The sequence below is a fragment of the Microbacterium sp. SSM24 genome (assembly GCF_025989145.1).
In the GTDB taxonomy this organism is placed as follows: domain Bacteria; phylum Actinomycetota; class Actinomycetes; order Actinomycetales; family Microbacteriaceae; genus Microbacterium.
The window spans coordinates 2,102,875-2,120,433 of sequence record NZ_JAPDNQ010000001.1; the positions used below are offsets into that span (position 1 = coordinate 2,102,875).

At 69.8% G+C, this 17,559-nt stretch carries 15 protein-coding genes and 1 tRNA gene; 12 read left to right on the plus strand and 4 right to left on the minus strand.

Annotation, left to right across the window (positions count from 1 at the left end; translation table 11 throughout):
• Positions 1 to 2 precede the first annotated feature (2 nt).
• The 3 genes from OL358_RS09765 to OL358_RS09775 form a co-directional block, all read right to left on the minus strand.
• Complete coding sequence (locus OL358_RS09765; protein ID WP_264709780.1) at positions 3 to 1,301, minus strand: sugar ABC transporter substrate-binding protein; 1,299 nt, start codon at positions 1,299 to 1,301, stop codon at positions 3 to 5.
• Positions 1,302 to 1,616: 315 nt separating this feature from the next.
• A complete protein-coding gene (locus OL358_RS09770; protein WP_264709781.1) occupies positions 1,617 to 3,008 on the minus strand; it encodes an NAD(P)/FAD-dependent oxidoreductase in 1,392 nt (463 codons plus the stop codon).
• A 239-nt stretch (positions 3,009 to 3,247) separates the two neighbouring features.
• On the minus strand, positions 3,248 to 4,780 hold the full coding sequence (locus OL358_RS09775; protein ID WP_264709782.1) for a PucR family transcriptional regulator: 1,533 nt from the start codon (positions 4,778 to 4,780) through the stop codon (positions 3,248 to 3,250).
• A gap of 94 nt (positions 4,781 to 4,874) precedes the next feature.
• On the opposite strand from OL358_RS09775, the gene gabT reads away from it, so the two are divergent.
• The 5 genes from gabT to OL358_RS09800 all read left to right on the plus strand — a co-directional run bounded on the left by gabT (position 4,875) and on the right by OL358_RS09800 (position 11,569).
• Positions 4,875 to 6,233 (plus strand): 4-aminobutyrate--2-oxoglutarate transaminase, encoded by a 1,359-nt coding sequence (gabT, locus tag OL358_RS09780; RefSeq protein ID WP_264709783.1) that lies wholly within the window; start codon positions 4,875 to 4,877, stop codon positions 6,231 to 6,233.
• 142 nt (positions 6,234 to 6,375) lie between these two features.
• Complete coding sequence (locus OL358_RS09785; RefSeq protein ID WP_264709784.1) at positions 6,376 to 7,737, plus strand: flavin monoamine oxidase family protein; 1,362 nt, start codon at positions 6,376 to 6,378, stop codon at positions 7,735 to 7,737.
• Positions 7,734 to 8,612, plus strand: a complete 879-nt coding sequence (locus OL358_RS09790) for a universal stress protein (RefSeq protein ID WP_264709785.1) — start codon at positions 7,734 to 7,736, stop codon at positions 8,610 to 8,612. Before OL358_RS09785 ends, OL358_RS09790 begins: the two co-directional genes overlap by 4 nt.
• The gene (locus OL358_RS09795; protein ID WP_264709786.1) at positions 8,609 to 10,162 is read left to right on the plus strand and encodes an APC family permease; all 1,554 of its coding nucleotides are present in this window, start codon (positions 8,609 to 8,611) and stop codon (positions 10,160 to 10,162) included. The genes OL358_RS09790 and OL358_RS09795 overlap by 4 nt, the downstream gene beginning before the upstream one ends.
• 42 nt (positions 10,163 to 10,204) lie before the next feature.
• On the plus strand, positions 10,205 to 11,569 hold the full coding sequence (locus OL358_RS09800; RefSeq protein WP_264709787.1) for an NAD-dependent succinate-semialdehyde dehydrogenase: 1,365 nt from the start codon (positions 10,205 to 10,207) through the stop codon (positions 11,567 to 11,569).
• 72 nt (positions 11,570 to 11,641) lie between these two features.
• Here the strand turns inward: OL358_RS09800 and OL358_RS09805 are convergent, their stop codons facing one another.
• Positions 11,642 to 12,256 carry a hypothetical protein gene (locus tag OL358_RS09805; RefSeq protein ID WP_264709788.1) on the minus strand — a complete coding sequence of 205 codons (615 nt, stop codon included), beginning with the start codon at positions 12,254 to 12,256 and terminating at the stop codon, positions 11,642 to 11,644.
• A gap of 165 nt (positions 12,257 to 12,421) precedes the next feature.
• Here OL358_RS09805 and OL358_RS09810 point away from each other — a divergent pair.
• The 7 genes from OL358_RS09810 to OL358_RS09840 all read left to right on the plus strand — a co-directional run bounded on the left by OL358_RS09810 (position 12,422) and on the right by OL358_RS09840 (position 17,542).
• A tRNA-Trp gene (locus OL358_RS09810) sits at positions 12,422 to 12,494 on the plus strand.
• A gap of 94 nt (positions 12,495 to 12,588) precedes the next feature.
• On the plus strand, positions 12,589 to 12,855 hold the full coding sequence (gene secE / locus OL358_RS09815) for a preprotein translocase subunit SecE (protein ID WP_264710273.1): 267 nt from the start codon (positions 12,589 to 12,591) through the stop codon (positions 12,853 to 12,855).
• A gap of 78 nt (positions 12,856 to 12,933) precedes the next feature.
• Entirely contained in the window at positions 12,934 to 14,040 is a 1,107-nt protein-coding gene (gene nusG / locus OL358_RS09820) for a transcription termination/antitermination protein NusG (protein WP_264709789.1), read from the plus strand.
• Between the two features lie 318 nt (positions 14,041 to 14,358).
• Entirely contained in the window at positions 14,359 to 14,790 is a 432-nt protein-coding gene (gene rplK, locus OL358_RS09825) for a 50S ribosomal protein L11 (RefSeq protein ID WP_169581768.1), read from the plus strand.
• 14 nt (positions 14,791 to 14,804) lie between these two features.
• Entirely contained in the window at positions 14,805 to 15,494 is a 690-nt protein-coding gene (gene rplA, locus OL358_RS09830) for a 50S ribosomal protein L1 (RefSeq protein WP_264709790.1), read from the plus strand.
• Between the two features lie 77 nt (positions 15,495 to 15,571).
• Positions 15,572 to 16,633, plus strand: coding sequence for an NAD(P)H-dependent flavin oxidoreductase (locus OL358_RS09835; protein ID WP_264709791.1), 1,062 nt, complete (start codon positions 15,572 to 15,574; stop codon positions 16,631 to 16,633).
• Positions 16,634 to 16,735: 102 nt separating this feature from the next.
• The gene (locus OL358_RS09840) at positions 16,736 to 17,542 is read left to right on the plus strand and encodes an amino acid ABC transporter substrate-binding protein (protein ID WP_264709792.1); all 807 of its coding nucleotides are present in this window, start codon (positions 16,736 to 16,738) and stop codon (positions 17,540 to 17,542) included.
• Positions 17,543 to 17,559: the final 17 nt, after the last annotated feature.

Genomic DNA, 17,559 nt, shown 5'->3' on the forward strand with positions numbered 1-17,559 from the left:
GCCTACTTGCCGGTCCCGATGGACGTCGCCTGCTGCTGGATGGCTGCGATCGCGTCCGCGGGCGTCGTGTCGCCGCGCGTGGCCTTCTCGAGCTCCTGGTCGATCACGGCCGACACCTGGGCCCACGTGGCGATCGCCGGCGGGGCCTTCGAGTCCTGAAGCTGCTCGCCGAACACGCTGAGGTAGGGGTCCTCGGCGAACGTCGGGTCGTCCCACGCCGCCTGGACGCTGGGCAGGTCGGTCGAGATGTCGTACCACGCGAGCTGGGTCTCGGGCTCGCTCAGCCAGCGCACGAACTTCCACGACGCGTCGCGGTTCTCGGTGTCCTCGAACACGGCCAGGTTGCCACCGCCGGTGAAGCTCGTGCGGCTGTCGGCGCCGGGCACCATCGCCACGCCGAACTTGTCGGCGAAGTCCTCGCCGCCCTGCTCGAGCAGGAGTCCGACGTGGAACGGGCCGCTGTAGAACGCGCCCACCTCGCCGTTGATGAAGGCGGACTCGATCTCGCCGCCCTCCAGGCGACGCGGCTCGGAGATGCCGTCCTCGAAGAAGCTCGTGTAGAAGGCGAACGCCTCCTCCCACTCCGGGGTGTCGAAGGTGAATTCGGTGCCGTCCTCGTTGAGGATGTCGCCACCCTGCTGCCAGGCGAGCGGCGTCACGTACTGCCAGGAGTCGAAGCCGCCCGGGGGCAGCGAGACACCCCACTCGGCACCGGCTTCCTGCAGGCCCTTCGTGAAGGCCGTGTACTCCTCCCACGTCGTCGGCGGCTCGAGGCCGGCCTTCTCGGCGAGGTCGGTGCGGTAGTACAGCACGCGCGTGTCGACGTACCAGGGCACGCCGTAGGCCACCTCGTCGACGACAGCGGTGTCCCACGAGCCCTCGAAGAACGACGACTCGTCGACCAATCCGTCGGGGGTCGGCTCGAAGGCACCGGTCGCGGCGAACTCGCCGACCCACGTCGTGCCGAGCATGGAGATGTCGGGGGTCTCGCCACCGGCGATGGCGGTCGCGATGCGGTCGTGGGCGCTCTCCCACGGAACGGCGGTGACCTCGATCGTGACGTCGGGGTTCTCCTCCTCGAACTGTGCGGCGAGCTCGTCGAGGACTTCGCCCTCGTTGCCCATCGCCCACACCTCGACGGTTCCGGTCGCGGGGGAGTCGTCGATCGCGTCGCCCCCTCCTTCGCCGCCGCCGGTCGGCGAGTCGGTGCGCCCGCAGCCGGCGAGGAGAAGTGCTCCCACGAGCGTCACGGCGCCTGCGGCCGCCAGGCGAGAGGTTCTGCGTGTGATTGTTCTGGTCATCGGTCTGACGCCTCCATCGGTCGTCGCCGCCCTCGGCGGCCCTGCCTCGGCTGTGTGATCGGCGCACGTCGCGCCGTTCGCCGACTGTACGCCAAAAACCTTACACATGAAAGGTATTAGCGATGAGAATCGCCTCATGCACGGCAGGATGCCGCGTCCCGCGCCTCGCAGCGACGGCCTGGCGCAGCATCCGCCGACGTGCTATCCCCCGCCCCCACCGGTCCGTTTGTGCGGGCAAATGCACGCAACACGCCCCGGGGATACGTGCATTCGCCCGCACAAACGGACCCCGATGGGGAGAGGGGAGGACGCGGGTCAGTGGCGACCGGCGACGAAGTCGGCGACGTGGGCGGGCCACGCGGTGCCGGAGCCGGATCCGGATGCCTCGAACCGGTCCGCCGTGCGATACGCGGCGTAGATCGCGTTCACGGCGAGCCAGCGCAGCGGCTCGGGCTCCCACTTCTTCGCGCGGTGCCCGACCCACGGCAGGCGCACCAGGTCGGTGTCGCGCTCCAGCACCAGATCCGCGAGTGTGCGGCCGGCGAGGTTCGTCGCGGTGACGCCGGTCCCGACGTAGCCGCCGGCCCAGCCGAGACCGGACGCGCGGTCGTGTCCGACCGAGGCCGCCCAGTCGCGCGGCACGCCGAGCACGCCCGCCCATCCGTGCGCGATCGGCACGGAGGCGGCATCCGGGAAGAAGTCCCGCAGCAGGCGCGTGAGCGATGCGATCGTGCGTTCCTGCGTGGTGCCGTCCTCGTCGACGTGCGAGCCGTAGCGGTAGGGCACTCCGCGTCCGCCGAACGCGATGCGGTCGTCGGCCGTGCGCTGGGCGTACATGTACACGTGCGCGAAATCGCCGAGGGTCTCGCGGCCCGCCCATCCGATCGTGTCCCACATGGCCGCCGGGAGCGGTTCGGTGACGATCATGGACGAGTTCATCGGCAGCCAGGTGCGGTGCTCGCCGCGCAGATCCGCTGTGAAGCCCTCGGTCGCGCGCAGCACGTGCGACGCGGTCACGACCCCGCGGTCGGTGACCGCGCTGCCCTGCGCGATCTCGGTGACCCGGGTCTGCTCGTAGATCGGCACGCCCAGGCGCTCGACGGCGGAGGCGAGCCCGGAGGCCAGCTTCGCCGGGTGCAGCCGTGCGCAGTGCGGATGCCACACCCCGCCGAGCACCCCGTCCACCGCGATGCGGGAGGCGGCGGACGCGGCATCCAGCTCCTCCACATCGGTGTGCGCCCACTGCTGCTCGGCTCGCACGGCGGCGCGGAGTCTGGCGAGCTGAGACGGAGTGCGTGCCACGCCGAACTCACCGCCCTTGACGATGTCGGCGTCGATTCCTTCGCGCGCGGCGACGGCGATGACCTCGTCGACCGTCTCGTTGAGCGCGCGCTGCTGTGCGACCGCCGCGTCGCGCCCGTGGGACTCCGCATACCGCTCGCGCCCGCCCGTGACGGTGTTGGTGAGCCAGCCGCCGTTGCGACCGGATGCCCCGAACCCGGCGAACCGCTGCTCGAGGACGACCACGCGCAGATCGGGTTGCAGCGTCTTGAGGTAGTACGCGGCCCACAGTCCGGTGTAGCCGCCGCCGACGATGGCGACATCGACGTCGATCGGACCGGGCAGCGGCGCACGCGGAGTCGGCGTCCCGCCGAGCTGCCGCCACCACCACGAGACGTCTCCATTGGGCACGCGGGGCTCGGTCATGGCTCCATCCTGTCGGGTGCTGCCCGGCGGGCGGTCGGGCGATCCGTCCGGAGGTGAGGCCCCCGCGAGCGGATGCGTTCGCGTGTTCGCGCGCCCGCGCGTTCGCACTGCGGCGCTGCCGCGCTGCCGCGCTGCCGCGCGACCGCGCCGCCGACTCGCCAAGACACGCCGGTTCCGTGTCCCGCGACGCGGCGTGTTCTGGCGACTCGATGTCACGAGGTCGGGGGTCGGGACGGGGGTCAAGCCTCGAGGGCGCGGAGCGCGGCCCAGAGCTCGGCGCGGGCGGCGAACGAGGTCAGGTCGGCGCCCAGCACGCGTTCGATGAGGGCGAGGCGGGTGCGCACGGTGTGCCGGTGCACCCCGAGTGCGCGCGCGGATGCCTCGTGCGAGCAGTCGTTGTCGAGCCAGGCCCGCAGGGTCTGGACGAGGTGCGTGCCTTCTGCGGCGTCGTGCTCCCGCAGCGGGGCGAGCTCCGCACGCGCGAGCGCGCGCGCCTCGTCCGACAGCGCCGACAGCACGCCGGACCGCGCCACCTCGGCGAAGGGCGAGACGCCGTCGCCGCCGCGGTCGCGTGCGACCCTCGCCTGCGCGATCGCGGCGGCGAACGCGTCGTACCCGGCCGGATCCGAAAGGCCGATCCGCACGCCGAACCGCTCGGCGACCTCCTCCACCGGGCCGCGCTCTCCCGCGGGCACGACGATCACGAGCCCGTCATCGCCGCGTCCGAAGAACAGCGACCCGCGCTTCTCGTCGACGCGGAGCTCGAGCAGCTCGGCGATCGCGTCGATGCGGGATGCCGCGGCATCCGTCACCGCCACCTCGACGGGCGCCGCCGGCAGCGGTCCCCACAGCTCGCGCGTGATGCGCCGCGCGAGGGCCGGGTCGTCGGCGAGGAGCGTCTGCACGAGACCGGCGCGCAGGGCGCCGCGTGCGCGGCTGAGGCCCTGCTGCTGCTCGAGAGCGAGCCCCGCCATGGCGATCACCGCCGTCACGACTCCGCGGCCCTCCTGGTCGAGGTCGCCCGCGGCGATGGCGATGACGCCGCGGAGGTGTCCGCCGCGTCCGAGCGTCTGGAGACGGAACGGCGTAGCGCCGATGCGCAGCGACGACCCGGCTCGCGCGCCCCGGTTGAGCACGCCGGTGACCTCGAGCCGAAGCTCGTCGGCGGTCGCCGGATCGAGTCCCCCCACCGGATGCTCTCGTGCAAGCTCGCCCGCGGCGTCGAACATGCCGACCCAGGTGTCGAGCTGCCGCGCGAGTTCTGCGACCGTGGCCCCGAGCCCGTCCGGGCGCAGTGCGGCGAGGGCGATGGCGCGCTGCGCCGCGAGCGCCCAGCTGCGGCGCGCGTACGCCTGCGCGGCGATCGCCTCGGCGTTCGCGCGGGCGACGGCGATGAACGGCGTCCGGTAGGGCACCTCGAACAGCGGCATCCGCTCTTCGCGGCAGGCATCGACGAGCGCGGGCGGGATGCCGTCGCGCACGACCTCGGTGCCGAAGCCCAGGCCCACGACGCCGCGCGCGGCGAGCCGGTGCACGTACGCCCGGACGGCGCCGGTCTCGTCGGGCGAGTCCGGGAACTGCGTGCCCGTCGTGAGCAGCACGAGCCCCTCCGAGAGGAACGGCGTGGGGTCGACGAGGTCGGTGCTGTGCACCCAGCGCACGGCGCGGTCGAGCGTGCCGGGTTCGAGGTGATCCTCGCCGGAGAGGACCAGCCGCAGGTCGGCGCGCGTGAGCAGTGCGCGCAGCGTGGGAATGTCGGCGACGGCGGGCATGATCCTCCGAAATATACGGCCTGTACAGCGGGCTAAGGAGAATGTACAGCGAGGAAGGTGCGGGTGCCTCGGGCTCGGTCATACGCTCGCCCCCATGAGCGCTGTCGACACCCTCACTGAAACGCCCATCGGCGGACCGAGCCTCCCGCAGGAGCGTCGCCTCGTGACCAGCATCCCGGGTCCGCGTTCGCAGGAGCTCATCGACCGCAAGTCCGTCGCGGTCGCCGCCGGCGTGGGCCACACGGCACCCGTTCACGCGGTCGCAGCCGGCGGTGGCGTGATCGTCGACGCCGATGGCAACTCGCTCATCGACCTCGGATCCGGCATCGCCGTGACCACGATCGGCAACGCGCATCCCAAGGTCGTCAAGGCCGTTCAGGACCAGGTCGCGCAGTTCACCCACACGTGCTTCATGATCGCTCCGTACGACTCGTACGTGTCCGTCGCCGAGGCCCTCAACCGCATCACTCCCGGCGATCACGAGAAGAAGAGCGCCCTGTTCAACTCCGGCGCCGAAGCCGTCGAGAACGCCGTGAAGATCGCCCGCAAGCACACCGGCCGGCCCGCCGTCGTCGCCTTCGACCACGGATACCACGGCCGCACCAACCTCACGATGGCACTCACGGCCAAGTCGATGCCCTACAAGAGCGGCTTCGGCCCCTTCGCCTCCGAGGTCTACCGCGCACCGCTCTCGTACCCGTTCCGCGACGGACTGAGCGGAGCGGATGCCGCGAAGCGGGCCATCTCGGTCATCGAGAAGCAGGTCGGCGCCGACAACCTCGCCGCTGTCATCATCGAGCCGATCCAGGGCGAGGGCGGCTTCATCGTCCCCGCCGACGGCTTCCTCCCCGCTCTCGTCGAGTGGTGCCGCGCCAACGGCGTGGTGTTCATCGCCGATGAGATCCAGACCGGCTTCGCTCGCACTGGGGAGATGTTCGCGAGTGATGTGTTCGGCATCGTGCCGGACCTGATCACGACCGCCAAGGGCATCGCGGGGGGCCTGCCCTTGGCGGCCGTGACCGGACGGGCCGAGATCATGGACGCGTCCCACGCGGGCGGACTCGGCGGCACGTACGGCGGCAACCCCGTCGCGTGCGCCGCTGCGCTCGCCGCGATCGACGTGTTCGAGAACGACGGGATGATCGAGCGCGCCCGCGAGATCGGCGCGATCCTCACCGAGCGCCTCGGCGCGCTTCGGGCATCCGACCCCCGGGTCGGTGACGTGCGCGGCCACGGTGCGATGATCGCCGCCGAGTTCGTCGACCCGGCGACCGGCGAGCCGGATGCTGCGCTCACCGCTGCGGTCGCTAAGGCGTGCATCGCCGAAGGCGTGATCGTGCTCACCTGCGGCACCTACGGGAACGTGATCCGTTTCCTTCCGCCGCTCTCCATCGGCGACGACCTGCTCCACGAGGGCATCGACGTCGTCGCCGCCGCGCTCGCGGCATCCTGAATCACCGGCATGTCCCGGCAGCAGCCGGGGCATGTCCCGAAAGACGTCGCCCGTTGCGAACGCGGGCGACGAGAAGTGGGACACGGCGGGACGCCGGGTCGCACAGCGCGCGAGACCATCGCGCACCGGACAGAGGAGTCTCATGCAACAGCTGACGCGTGACGTCGTGATCGTCGGGGCTGGTGCCGCCGGCCTCACCGCGGCGAACGAACTGAGGAAGGCCGGACTCTCCGTCGTGGTGCTCGAGGCGCGCGACCGGGTGGGCGGGCGACTGTGGACCGACGTGATCGACGGCGCGATGCTGGAGATCGGCGGGCAGTGGGTCTCGCCCGACCAGGAGGCGCTCAAGGAGACCATCGCGGAGCTCGGCCTGGAGACCTACAGCCGCTACCGCGAGGGGGACTCGGTCTACATCGGCCGCGACGGCGCCGTGCGCCGGTTCACGGGGGAGATCTTCCCCGTCGCGCCCGAGACCGAGAAGGAGATCGTCCGGCTGATCGAGAAGCTCGACGACATGGTCGCGCAGATCGACCCCGACAAGCCGTGGGAGCACCCCGACGCCGATGCGCTGGACCGCATCTCGTTCGAGGCGTGGCTCGAGGAGCAGACGCCCGACCAGGAGGCGCGCGACAACATCGCCCTCTTCATCGCGGGCGCGATGCTCACCAAGCCCGCCTACGCGTTCTCGGCACTGCAGGCGCTGCTCATGGCGGCGAGCGCGGGCAGCTTCACGCACCTGGTCGATGCCGACTACATCCTCGACGAGCGCGTCGTCGGCGGTCTCCAGCAGGTGCCGCTGCTCCTCGCGGAGCGCCTCGGCGACGACGTGATGCTCGGTCAGCCCGTGAACGAGGTGCACTGGCAGGCGGACGGCGTGCGCGTCGTGACCGACGCGGGCCTCGAGGTGCGCGCGCGGTTCGTCATCCTGGCGCACGCCCCGATCCTCTACCCGTGGATCGAGTTCCAGCCCGCCCTGCCCCGGCTCAAGCAGCAGATGCACCAGCACATCTCGATGGGCTTCGTCATCAAGGTGCATGCCGTGTACGACCGCCCGTTCTGGCGCGACAAGGGTCTGTCGGGCACGGCGTTCAGCCCGTACGAGCTTTCGCACGAGGCCTACGACAACACCAACCACGGCGACGAGCGCGGAACCCTCGTCGGCTTCGTGTCCGACCGCAACGCCGACGACCTCTTCCGCGCCTCTGCCGAGGATCGCAAGGCGCGCATCCTCGAGTCGCTGTCGCACTACTACGGTCCCGAGGCGCTCGAGCCGCTCGTGTACTTCGAGAGCGACTGGGGCGCCGAGGAGTGGACGCGCGGCGCCTACGCGGCGAGCTTCGACCTCGGCGGTCTCACCCGCTACGGTGCGGACCTGCGCACGCCGGTCGGACCCATCCACTTCGCGTGCAGCGACATGGCGGGCGCCGGATACCAGCACGTCGACGGCGCCATCCGCATGGGGCGGCTCGTCGCGTCCAACATCGTGGGCGGGGCACGCGCGTGAGCGCCCGCATCGTCGTCGGGTACACCGCGACGGATGCCGGAGCCGACGCCCTGGCCCTCGGGGCACGGCTGGCCCTGGCATCCGATTCCTCTCTCCACCTCGTCGTCGTCCTTCCGGGCGAGGAGCGCAGCGTCGTCACCCCGCCCGACGCGGGCTACGACCGGCACATCCGTGCGCAGGCCGAGAGCTGGCTGGGCGACGCCGCGGCGACGGTGCCGGACACCGTGCGCGTCCGGACGCACGTCCGCTTCGGTGAGTCGTTCGCGTCGGGCCTGATCGATTCCGCGCACGACCTGGGCGCCTCGCACATCGTGGTCGGCGCGGCCAACGGCGGGATGCGCGGACGACACCGGCTCGGCACGGTCGCCGGCGAGCTCCTCCACTCGGCCGATGTCCCGGTCGTCCTCGCGCCCGAAGGCACACGTCGGATCGATCCGGCGAGCGGAATCTCGCGGGTGACCGTGGCGATCGGCCTGCGTCCCGGCGCCGACGTGCTCCTCGAGGAGAGCCTCGCCCTCGCCGCCGCGACCGGCGCGGAGCTTCGCCTGGTGTCTCTCGTCGCGGTCGACCTTCCCGCGGGCATCAGCGCCAACGAGTCCGCGGCGATGCATGCGGACGAGGTCTTCGTGCACGCCCGCAAGGCCCTGCCCAAGGGCGTCGAGGCCGAAGCGGTCGTCGGACTCGGCGACAGCATCGAAGAGGCGGTGTCGCACCTGAGCTGGGAGCCGGGCGAGATCGCCGTCGTCGGATCGAGCCGCCTCGCGCGGCCCCGGCGCCTGTTCCTGGGATCGACGGCGGCGAAGATGCTGCACGAGCTTCCCGTCCCGATGATCGTCGTGCCACGCACGCGCAAGAAGAAGGGAGCGAGCTCGTGAGCGAACACCGCGGCACAGAATCGATCACCGGCGAGCCGCTGACGGGCGCGCTGTCCAAGAAGGGTCTGAGCGCCGGCACCATCGGCCTCATCGGCGCCGTCGTCATCGGCATCTCGTGTATCGCCCCGGCGTACACCTTCACGGCAGCGATCGGTCCGACCGCCTCGGTGGTGGGGGCGCAGATTCCCGCCATCATCCTCATCGGCTTCATCCCGATGCTGCTCGTCGCGTTCGGCTATCGCGAGCTCAATCGCTCGATGCCCGACGCGGGCACATCGTTCACGTGGGCGGCGCGAGCCTTCGGCCCGTGGGTCGGCTGGATGGCAGGCTGGGGGCTCATCGTCGCGACGATCCTGGTGCTCTCCAACCTTGCGGGAGTCGCCGTCGACTTCCTGTTCCTGCTGATCGCGCAGATCACGGGCAACGACGCCATCGCCGACCTTGCGTTGGAGACCTGGATCAACATCGCCGTGTGCCTGCTGTTCATGCTGGGGGCCACCTACGTGTCGTACCGCGACATGCAGACGACTCAGAAGCTGCAGTACGTGCTCGTCACGTTCCAGGTCGCCGTCCTCCTGTTCTTCGCGATCTCGGCGATCGTCCAGGCGGTCAACGGAAACGCGTTCGACTTCACGCCGTTCGACTGGAGCTGGTTCAACCCGTTCGCGGTCTCATCCTTCGGCGCGGTCGCCGCAGGGCTGTCGCTCTCGATCTTCATCTTCTGGGGCTGGGACGTCACGCTCACGATGAACGAGGAGACGAAGGACCCCGAGCGCACCCCTGGGCGCGCCGCGACGCTCACGGTCATCACGATCGTCTCGCTCTACCTTCTCCTCGCCGTCGCGATGATCATGTTCGCCGGGATCGGGACGGGGGAGCTGGGTCTGGGCAATGAGGACATCCAGAGCAACGCGTTCTTCTTCCTCTCGGGGCCGATTCTGGGGCCGCTCGCGTTCCTCGTCTCACTCGCCGTTCTGACGTCGTCGGCGTCGTCGCTGCAGTCGACGTTCGTCGGCCCGGCCCGCACGCTCCTGTCGATGGGACACTACGGCGCTCTCCCGGAGAAGTTCGCGAAGGTCAGCCCGCGCTTCTTCACGCCGGGCTACGCGACGATCGTCTCGGCCGTCGTGGCATCCGCGTTCTACGTCGTCATGCGCATCGTGAGCGAGGACACGCTGTGGGACACGATCCTGACGCTCGGCATGATGATCTGCTTCTACTACGGGATCACGGCGTTCGCGTGCGTGTGGTACTTCCGCAAGCAGTGGTTCGACTCCGTGCGCAACGTGTTCTTCACGTTCCTCTTCCCGCTCGTGGGCGGCGTGATCCTCGCGGTGCTGTTCTTCACGACACTCATCGATTCGATGGACCCGGCCTACGGCAGCGGGTCGAACATCGGCGGCGTCGGCATCGTGTTCATCCTCGGCATCCTCATCATCGGCCTCGGCATCGTGGTCATGATCTGGCAGGCGATCAAGCGTCCGGCGTTCTTCCGCGGCGAGACACTCGGTATGGATGCGCCCGCAAGCCTTCGACGTAACCGCCGCTGAGCGGCAGACTGTGACCCAACCACCCGATCGGAGAGAACACCCATGAGTGAGTACGCCGTCGTCAACCCCGCCACGGGCGAGACCCTGGCCACCTACCCGACGATCACGGACGACGCCCTCGAGACGGTCGTCGCCGGAGCGGATGCCGCTTACCGCACGTGGCGCAACGTGCCCGTGTCCGAGCGCGCGGCGCGGATCCGCAAGGCTGCGGACCTGCACCGCGAGCGTCGCGACGAGCTGGCCGCCATCATCGTGCGCGAGATGGGCAAGCCGCTCGAGGCCGCCCTCGGCGAGGTCGACTTCGCCGCCGACATCACCGAGTACTACGCCGACCACGCCGATAAGATCACGGGCGACCAGCCGATCGACATCGACGGCGAGGGCACCGCGGTGATCCGCCGCACCGCGCTCGGCCCGCTCCTCGGCATCATGCCGTGGAACTTCCCGTACTACCAGGTGGCCCGCTTCGCGGCGCCGAACATCGTCATCGGCAACACGATCATCCTCAAGCACGCCGGCCAGTGCCCCGAGTCCGCTGCGGCGATCGAGAAGATCTACGCGGATGCCGGGCTCGGCGACGGGATCTACACCAACGTGTACGCGTCGAACGAGCAGGCGGCGTGGATCATCGCCGACCGGCGCGTGCAGGGCGTCTCGGTCACCGGGTCGGAGCGCGCGGGGGCCGCTGTCGCCGAGGTCGCGGGTCGCAACCTCAAGAAGGTGGCGCTCGAGCTCGGCGGTTCCGACCCGTTCATCCTGCTGTCGACCGACGACCTCGACGGCGCCGTACAGGCGGCGGTCGACGCGCGCCTCGACAACACCGGCCAGTCGTGCAACGCCGCGAAGCGCTTCATCGTGATCGATGGCCTGTACGACGAGTTCCTCGCGAAGTTCACCGAGAAGATGAGCGGCGCCAAGGTGGGCGACCCGTTCGCCGAGGACACCGTCCTCGGCCCGCTGTCGTCGCTCGTCGCCGCGGAGCGCCTCGCCGAGCAGGTCGACAAGGCGGTCGCGCAGGGTGCGACGCTGGCGACCGGCGGCACGCGCGACGGCGCCTTCTACCCGGGCACCGTGCTCACCGGGGTCACCAGCGACATGGACGCGTACAGCGAGGAGTTCTTCGGCCCCGTCGGCGTCGTCTACAAGGTGGCGAACGAGGACGAGGCGGTGAAGATCGCCAACGACACCAGCTTCGGTCTGGGCTCGTACGTGTTCACCACCGACGAGGAGCAGGCAGCTCGCATCGCCGACAAGATCGACGCCGGCATGGTCTACGTCAACCTCGTCCTCGCCGATGAGCCCGGCCTGCCCTTCGGCGGCGTCAAGCGCTCCGGCACCTCGCGTGAGATGGGACTTCTCGCCGCTGACGAGTTCGTCAACAAGAAGCTCATCCGCGTCGGCGCCTGACCGAACCATCGAGTCGCCAAGACACGCCGCGCCGCGCCGCACCGCGACGGCGTGTCCTGGCGACTCGTGCGTCTACAGGGCGGCGCGGGCCTCGGCGACCGCCTCGGCGGCCCACTCGACCTGCTGCGGCGTGCCCCAGCGGGCGGCGGCATCCTGAGCCTTCTCGAACTCCGTGAGCGCCTCGTGCGGGCGGCCGGCGTCGAGGTGCGCCCACCCGGCGTTGTTGTGCAGCGACACCAGCCAGCGCAGCGTGCGGGCATCGGTGGTGGGGTCGAGCACTTCGAGCGCCCGGTCGGTCCATTCCGGCGCGTGGTCGGGGTCGGCGATCGCGAGCATGTGGAGCGCGTCCACCCACAGGAACGTGAGCTGGGCGGATGCCGCGTCCTCGGCGGCGCGCTCGAACAGCGGGAGCGCGGCCGCGGCGTCGCCGGCGGAGTTGCGCAGGCGCCCGCGCTCCAGGGCGACGCGCACGGCCACGGCGGTCGAGGTCACCGGGATCGTGCTGAGCACGTCGTCGGCCTCGACGAACCGCTCCTGGAGGCCGAGCGCCCGCGCGACCTGGGTCTCGAGTTCGGCGCGGGTCGCGGCATCCGCCTCCGCCTCCACGGCGGCGCGCAGACGCGCTTCGGATGCCTCGGGGTCGCCGAAATCCCAGAGCTGATCGAGGAGCGCCTGAGACAGTGTCATGGCGGCATGTTAGCCCTGCGCCGGATTCGCGGGGCCTCGGGGCATGCCGTACACTGGAGCGTGCAGTTGAAGTCTGCATTCTTTCGCCGTGCCCGTCATCAGGGCAGGCTCCTCTCGTTCAGGCGTCGGGGGAAGAACGCGGGCTTCCGGGGCCTCCGGGCCTCTAGGGCGGTAGCTCAATTGGCAGAGCAGCGGTCTCCAAAACCGCAGGTTGCAGGTTCGATTCCTGTCCGCCCTGCGCGTCAGCGCAAACGTCGGCACCACGCGTCCGGCGGTTGACAACACAGTGCGAAGGCGAATGCCGGCGCACGGAAGGTAATCAGGTGGCATCGATGGTTCAGGACGAGCCGACGGGCGAGGTCGTCCCCGCGGGCGGCGTACCTCGCGAGAAGAAGCCGAACGTCTTCTCGCGGATCGCCATGTTCATTCGTCAGGTCTTCGCCGAGCTCCGCAAGGTCGTCACTCCGACGCGCCAGGAGCTGCTGAAGTACACCGCGGTCGTGCTCGGCTTCGTCGTGATCATGATGGCGATCGTCTACGGCCTCGACGTGCTCTTCGTGTGGATCACGGCGTACGTCTTCGGAGTGCCGGCCTCCTGAGCCGCCTGAACGGCCCCGACTTCACGGGGCGCGCGAGCGGGATCGGATCCCGCTGCGAACAGAACGGAAGAGAATTCAGTGTCTGAAAGATTCATCGACGACGCCGACTGGGCGACGGCGGCGGAGCAGTCCTCCGAGGATGACGAGGCCCAGGAGGGCAACATCCTCGCCGAGGAGGACCGCGCGAACACGGCGGCCGAGCACGCGGCGATCCACATCGTGGACGACGCGGACGAGGATGACGCCGACCTGGACGACATCGACATCGACGACCCGGAGGCCGACGCCATCGTGAACGACGCTCTCAACCTCGACGAGGCGGCAGAGACCGAGGCCGCCGCCGAGGTCATCAACGACTCCATCGCCGAAGAGGTGGCCGAGCTCGAGGCCGAGGCCGCCGAAGAGGTCGCCCCCTACGACGGTCCCGACGTGAACGGCGACGAGGACGCTCCCGTGCTCGACGAGGAGTTCGTGGCCGAGGTCGACGCCGCAGCATCCGTCGTCGACGAGGTCGAGTCCGATGAGGACGCGTCCGACGAAGAGTCAGACGAAGAGTCCGACGAAGACCCCTACGAGTCGTTCCGCACCGAGCTTCGCTCGCTCCCGGGCAAGTGGTACGTCATCCACTCCTACGCCGGGTTCGAGCGCAAGGTGAAGGCCAACATCGAGCAGCGCAAGTCGACGCTCGAGGTCGAGGACGACATCTTCCAGATCGAGGTCCCGATGGAGGACGTCGTCGAGATCAAGAACGGTCAGCGCAAGATGGTCACGCGCGTCCGGATCCCCGGCTACGTGCTCGTGCGCATGGAGCTCACCGAAGACACCTGGTCGGTCGTGCGCCACACGCCCGGTGTGACCGGGTTCGTGGGCAACGCGCACAACCCGACGCCGCTGCGCTTCGAAGAGGCCTTCAACATGCTGAAGAGCCTCGTCGAGATCAAGGAGACCGCGCCCGCGAAGGCCGGTGCCGCCAAGAAGGGCGCCACCGCCGCATCGCGCGTCATCCCCGCCGAGGTCGACTTCGAGGTCGGCGAGACGATCACGATCAAGGAGGGCTCTTTCGCGGGCCTTCCCGGCACGATCAGCGAGATCAAGCCCGAGAGCGGCAAGCTCACGGTCCTCGTCTCGCTGTTCGAGCGCGAGACCCCCGTCGAGCTCAGCTTCGACCAGGTCACCAAGCTGTAAGAGACCGATTTCGTACGAAGCGCCCCGTCCTCGGATGGGGCGCTTCGTCGTTTCCCGCGAAGGCTTCGTGGCCGCGGCATCCGGCATCTCTCATCCGCTTCGCGCGGTCGTTTCCTGCTCGCGCGCACGACGAATGCGATAGCGGATGCCGGGAGCGGCAGCGCGAGCTGCAGCCGGGGCGCCGCGCGGGCTGAGCCGCAGGGCGGATCAGGTAGACTAGAGCGGTTGCGCCCATGGCGTGACGAAACCCCACCACATCCAGGGTCCGCCTGGCTCGTGGAAGCGCGCCCGCGAGGGCGCTCGAAACGAAGGAACACAATGGCACCGAAGAAGAAGGTGACCGGCCTGATCAAGCTTCAGATCAACGCCGGTGCAGCCAACCCGGCGCCGCCGATCGGGCCCGCGCTCGGTCAGCATGGCGTCAACATCATGGAGTTCTGCAAGGCGTACAACGCCGCGACCGAGTCGCAGCGCGGCAACGTCATCCCCGTCGAGATCACCGTCTACGAGGACCGCAGCTTCACGTTCGTTCTGAAGACCCCGCCGGCCGCTGAGCTCATCAAGAAGGCCGCCGGTCTGCAGAAGGGCTCGTCGACTCCGCACACGACCAAGGTGGGCAAGCTCACCAAGGAGCAGGTGCGTCAGATCGCAGAGACGAAGCAGCCCGACCTGAACGCGAACGACATCGAGGCCGCCTCGAAGATCATCGCCGGCACCGCCCGTTCCATGGGCATCACGGTCGAGGACTGAGGGGGATAGGAAACATGGGTACCAAGTCCAAGGCCTTCCAGGCCGCTGCCGCCAAGATCGAGGCGGACAAGTTCTACACGCCGACCGAAGCCGTCGCGCTCGCGAAGCAGACCGGCTCGGCCAAGTTCGACTCGACCGTCGAGGTCGCGCTGAAGCTCGCCGTCGACCCGCGCAAGGCGGACCAGATGGTGCGCGGCACCGTCATCCTCCCGCACGGCACCGGCAAGACCGCCCGCGTCATCGTGTTCGCGACGGGTCCGGCCGCCGAGGCCGCGATCGCCGCGGGTGCGGATGAGGTCGGCGGCGCCGAGCTCATCGAGAAGGTCGCCGCAGGCTGGACCGCGTTCGACGCGGCCGTCTCGACGCCCGAGCTCATGGGTCAGGTCGGTCGTCTGGGTAAGGTGCTGGGTCCTCGTGGCCTCATGCCCAACCCCAAGACCGGCACCGTGACCCCCAACACGGCCAAGGCCGTGGAGGAGATCAAGGGCGGCAAGATCGAGTTCCGCGTCGACAAGCACGCCAACGTGCACTTCGTCGTCGGCAAGGCGTCGTTCTCCGCTGAGCAGCTCGACGAGAACCTCGCCGCAGCGCTCGAGGAGATCATCCGCCTCAAGCCCTCCAGCTCGAAGGGCCGTTACATCCAGAAGGGCGCCGTGTCGACCACGTTCGGCCCCGGCATCCCGCTGGACGTCAACTCCCTCTGATCCGCGGATCAGGAACGCACGGGGCCTCACCTTCGGGTGGGGCCCCGTCGTCGTTGCACGCGAGTAGCGTCGGACCCGTGAAGAACGCACTCGTGCAGCTGCTCGGCATCGACCGGCCCATCGTGCTGGGGCCGTTCGGGGGACTCTCCTCGATCGAGCTCACGGCGGCGGTGAGCGAGTTCGGCGGTCTCGGTTCGTACGGGCTCTACGGGTACACGCCCGAGCGCATCCACGACACGGTCGCGGCTCTGCGCGCTGCCACCGCCCGCCCCTTCGCCGTGAACCTGTGGCTGCCCGTCGGCGACGAAGTCGTCCCCGCCGACGTCGACCTCGGCCCGTCGCTCGCCGCGATGGCGCCGCTCTACGCCGCGGCGGGCGTCGAGGCGCCGGCGTCGCCGGAACTCTTCCTTCCCGACGTGGAGGCACAGCTCGAGGCGGTCCTCGATGCGGCGCCCGCCGTGCTCAGCGTGGTGTTCGGTGTGCCGAGTGCCGAGGTGGTCGAGCGGGCGCGGGGTCGTGGCATCCGCATCGTCGGCACGGCGACCAGCGTCGCTGAGGCGCGCGCGCTCGCCGAGGGAGGGGTGGATGCCGTCGTGGCGACGGGCTTCGAGGCGGGGGGCCATCGCGTGTCGTTCCTGCGCAGGGCCGAGGACTCGCTCGTCGGAAACCTCGCTCTGGTGCCGCAGGTCGTGGATGCCGTCGACGTGCCCGTGATCGCCGCCGGCGGCATCGCCGATCGGCGCGGCGTCGCCGCCGCGTTCGCGCTCGGCGCCTCCGGCGTGCAGGTCGGCACGGCGTTCCTGCGCACGACGGAATCGGCGGCAACGGCCGGGCACCGCGCCGCGATCGCGGCGGCCGGCGAGACCGACACCGTGCTCACCCGCGCCATGAGCGGGCGGCTGGCCCGCGGCATCCCGAACCGCGCCATGCGGGCGCTCGAGACCGCCGGGATCATCGCCCCGTTCCCGGCGCAGAACTGGGCGACGGGGGTGTTCCGCGCGGCGGCGACCGCGCGCGGAGACGCCGACCTCGTCTCACTGTGGGCGGGCCAGGCGGCGGGGCTCTCCACCAGGGAACGTGCTGCCGACGTGTTCGCCGAGCTGGCCGCGGGAGTGCCGCAGGAGGGCAACGATACGTAACGCGATGGAATGGAATCCATCACGGCATGTTCTACTTAAGAGGCCCTGGACGCACGACGTCCTTCTGAGGGCATCTCCCAACACCCCCACAGGAACATCGCTATGTCACGCCGCAGTATCACCGCCATCGTCCTCGCCGCCACCGCCGCGCTCGCCCTCTCGGCCTGCAGCTCCGCGTCGCCCGAGCCCGCCGACTCCGCTGCCGCGGGCAGCGACTACGGGCTCGTCACCGAGGGAACCCTGACGGTCGCGACCGAGGGCACCTACCGCCCGTTCAGCTACCACGACGAGAGCGGCGAGCTGGTCGGCTTCGACGTCGAGATCGCCGAGGCCGTCGCCGACAAGCTCGGGCTCGAGGTCGTCTTCCAGGAGACGCAGTGGGACGCGATCTTCGCGGGCCTGGATGCCGGTCGCTTCGACGTCATCGGCAACCAGGTCTCGATCAACCCCGAGCGCGAGGAGAAGTACCTCTTCAGCGAGCCGTACACCGTGTCTCCCGGTGTGATCGTCGTGAAGGAGGACGACGACTCGATCTCGAGCTTCGACGACCTCGCCGGCAAGACGACCGCGCAGTCGCTGAGCAGCAACTGGTACGAGCTGGCCGAGTCCAGCGGGGCCACCGTCGAGTCGGTCGAGGGCTGGGCGCAGGCCGTCGCGCTCCTCGAGCAGGGCCGCGTGGACGCCACCGTCAACGACAGCCTCACCTTCCTGGACTACGAGAAGACGAATGGCCCGACCGGCCTGAAGATCGCGGCCGAGACGGACGACCCGGGCCTGAGCGCTTTCGCGTTCACCCAGGACAAGGACGCTCTCGTCGAGGCGATCGACGCCGCGCTCGCCGAGCTCCGCGAAGAGGGCATGCTCGCAGAGATCAGCGAGAAGTACTTCGGCGCCGACGTCACCCAGTAGAACTCAGACCGCCGCTC

Bases quoted from the DNA above. Each gene is read 5' to 3' on its own strand.
- OL358_RS09765 (WP_264709780.1), bottom strand. From the start codon at position 1,301: ATGACCAGAACAATCACACGCAGAACCTCTCGCCTGGCGGCCGCAGGC.
- OL358_RS09770 (WP_264709781.1), bottom strand. From the start codon at position 3,008: ATGACCGAGCCCCGCGTGCCCAATGGAGACGTCTCGTGGTGGTGGCGG.
- OL358_RS09775 (WP_264709782.1), bottom strand. From the start codon at position 4,780: ATGCCCGCCGTCGCCGACATTCCCACGCTGCGCGCACTGCTCACGCGC.
- gabT (WP_264709783.1), top strand. From the start codon at position 4,875: ATGAGCGCTGTCGACACCCTCACTGAAACGCCCATCGGCGGACCGAGC.
- OL358_RS09785 (WP_264709784.1), top strand. From the start codon at position 6,376: ATGCAACAGCTGACGCGTGACGTCGTGATCGTCGGGGCTGGTGCCGCC.
- OL358_RS09800 (WP_264709787.1), top strand. From the start codon at position 10,205: ATGAGTGAGTACGCCGTCGTCAACCCCGCCACGGGCGAGACCCTGGCC.
- OL358_RS09805 (WP_264709788.1), bottom strand. From the start codon at position 12,256: ATGACACTGTCTCAGGCGCTCCTCGATCAGCTCTGGGATTTCGGCGAC.
- secE (WP_264710273.1), top strand. From the start codon at position 12,589: ATGGTTCAGGACGAGCCGACGGGCGAGGTCGTCCCCGCGGGCGGCGTA.
- rplK (WP_169581768.1), top strand. From the start codon at position 14,359: ATGGCACCGAAGAAGAAGGTGACCGGCCTGATCAAGCTTCAGATCAAC.
- rplA (WP_264709790.1), top strand. From the start codon at position 14,805: ATGGGTACCAAGTCCAAGGCCTTCCAGGCCGCTGCCGCCAAGATCGAG.
- OL358_RS09840 (WP_264709792.1), top strand. From the start codon at position 16,736: ATGTCACGCCGCAGTATCACCGCCATCGTCCTCGCCGCCACCGCCGCG.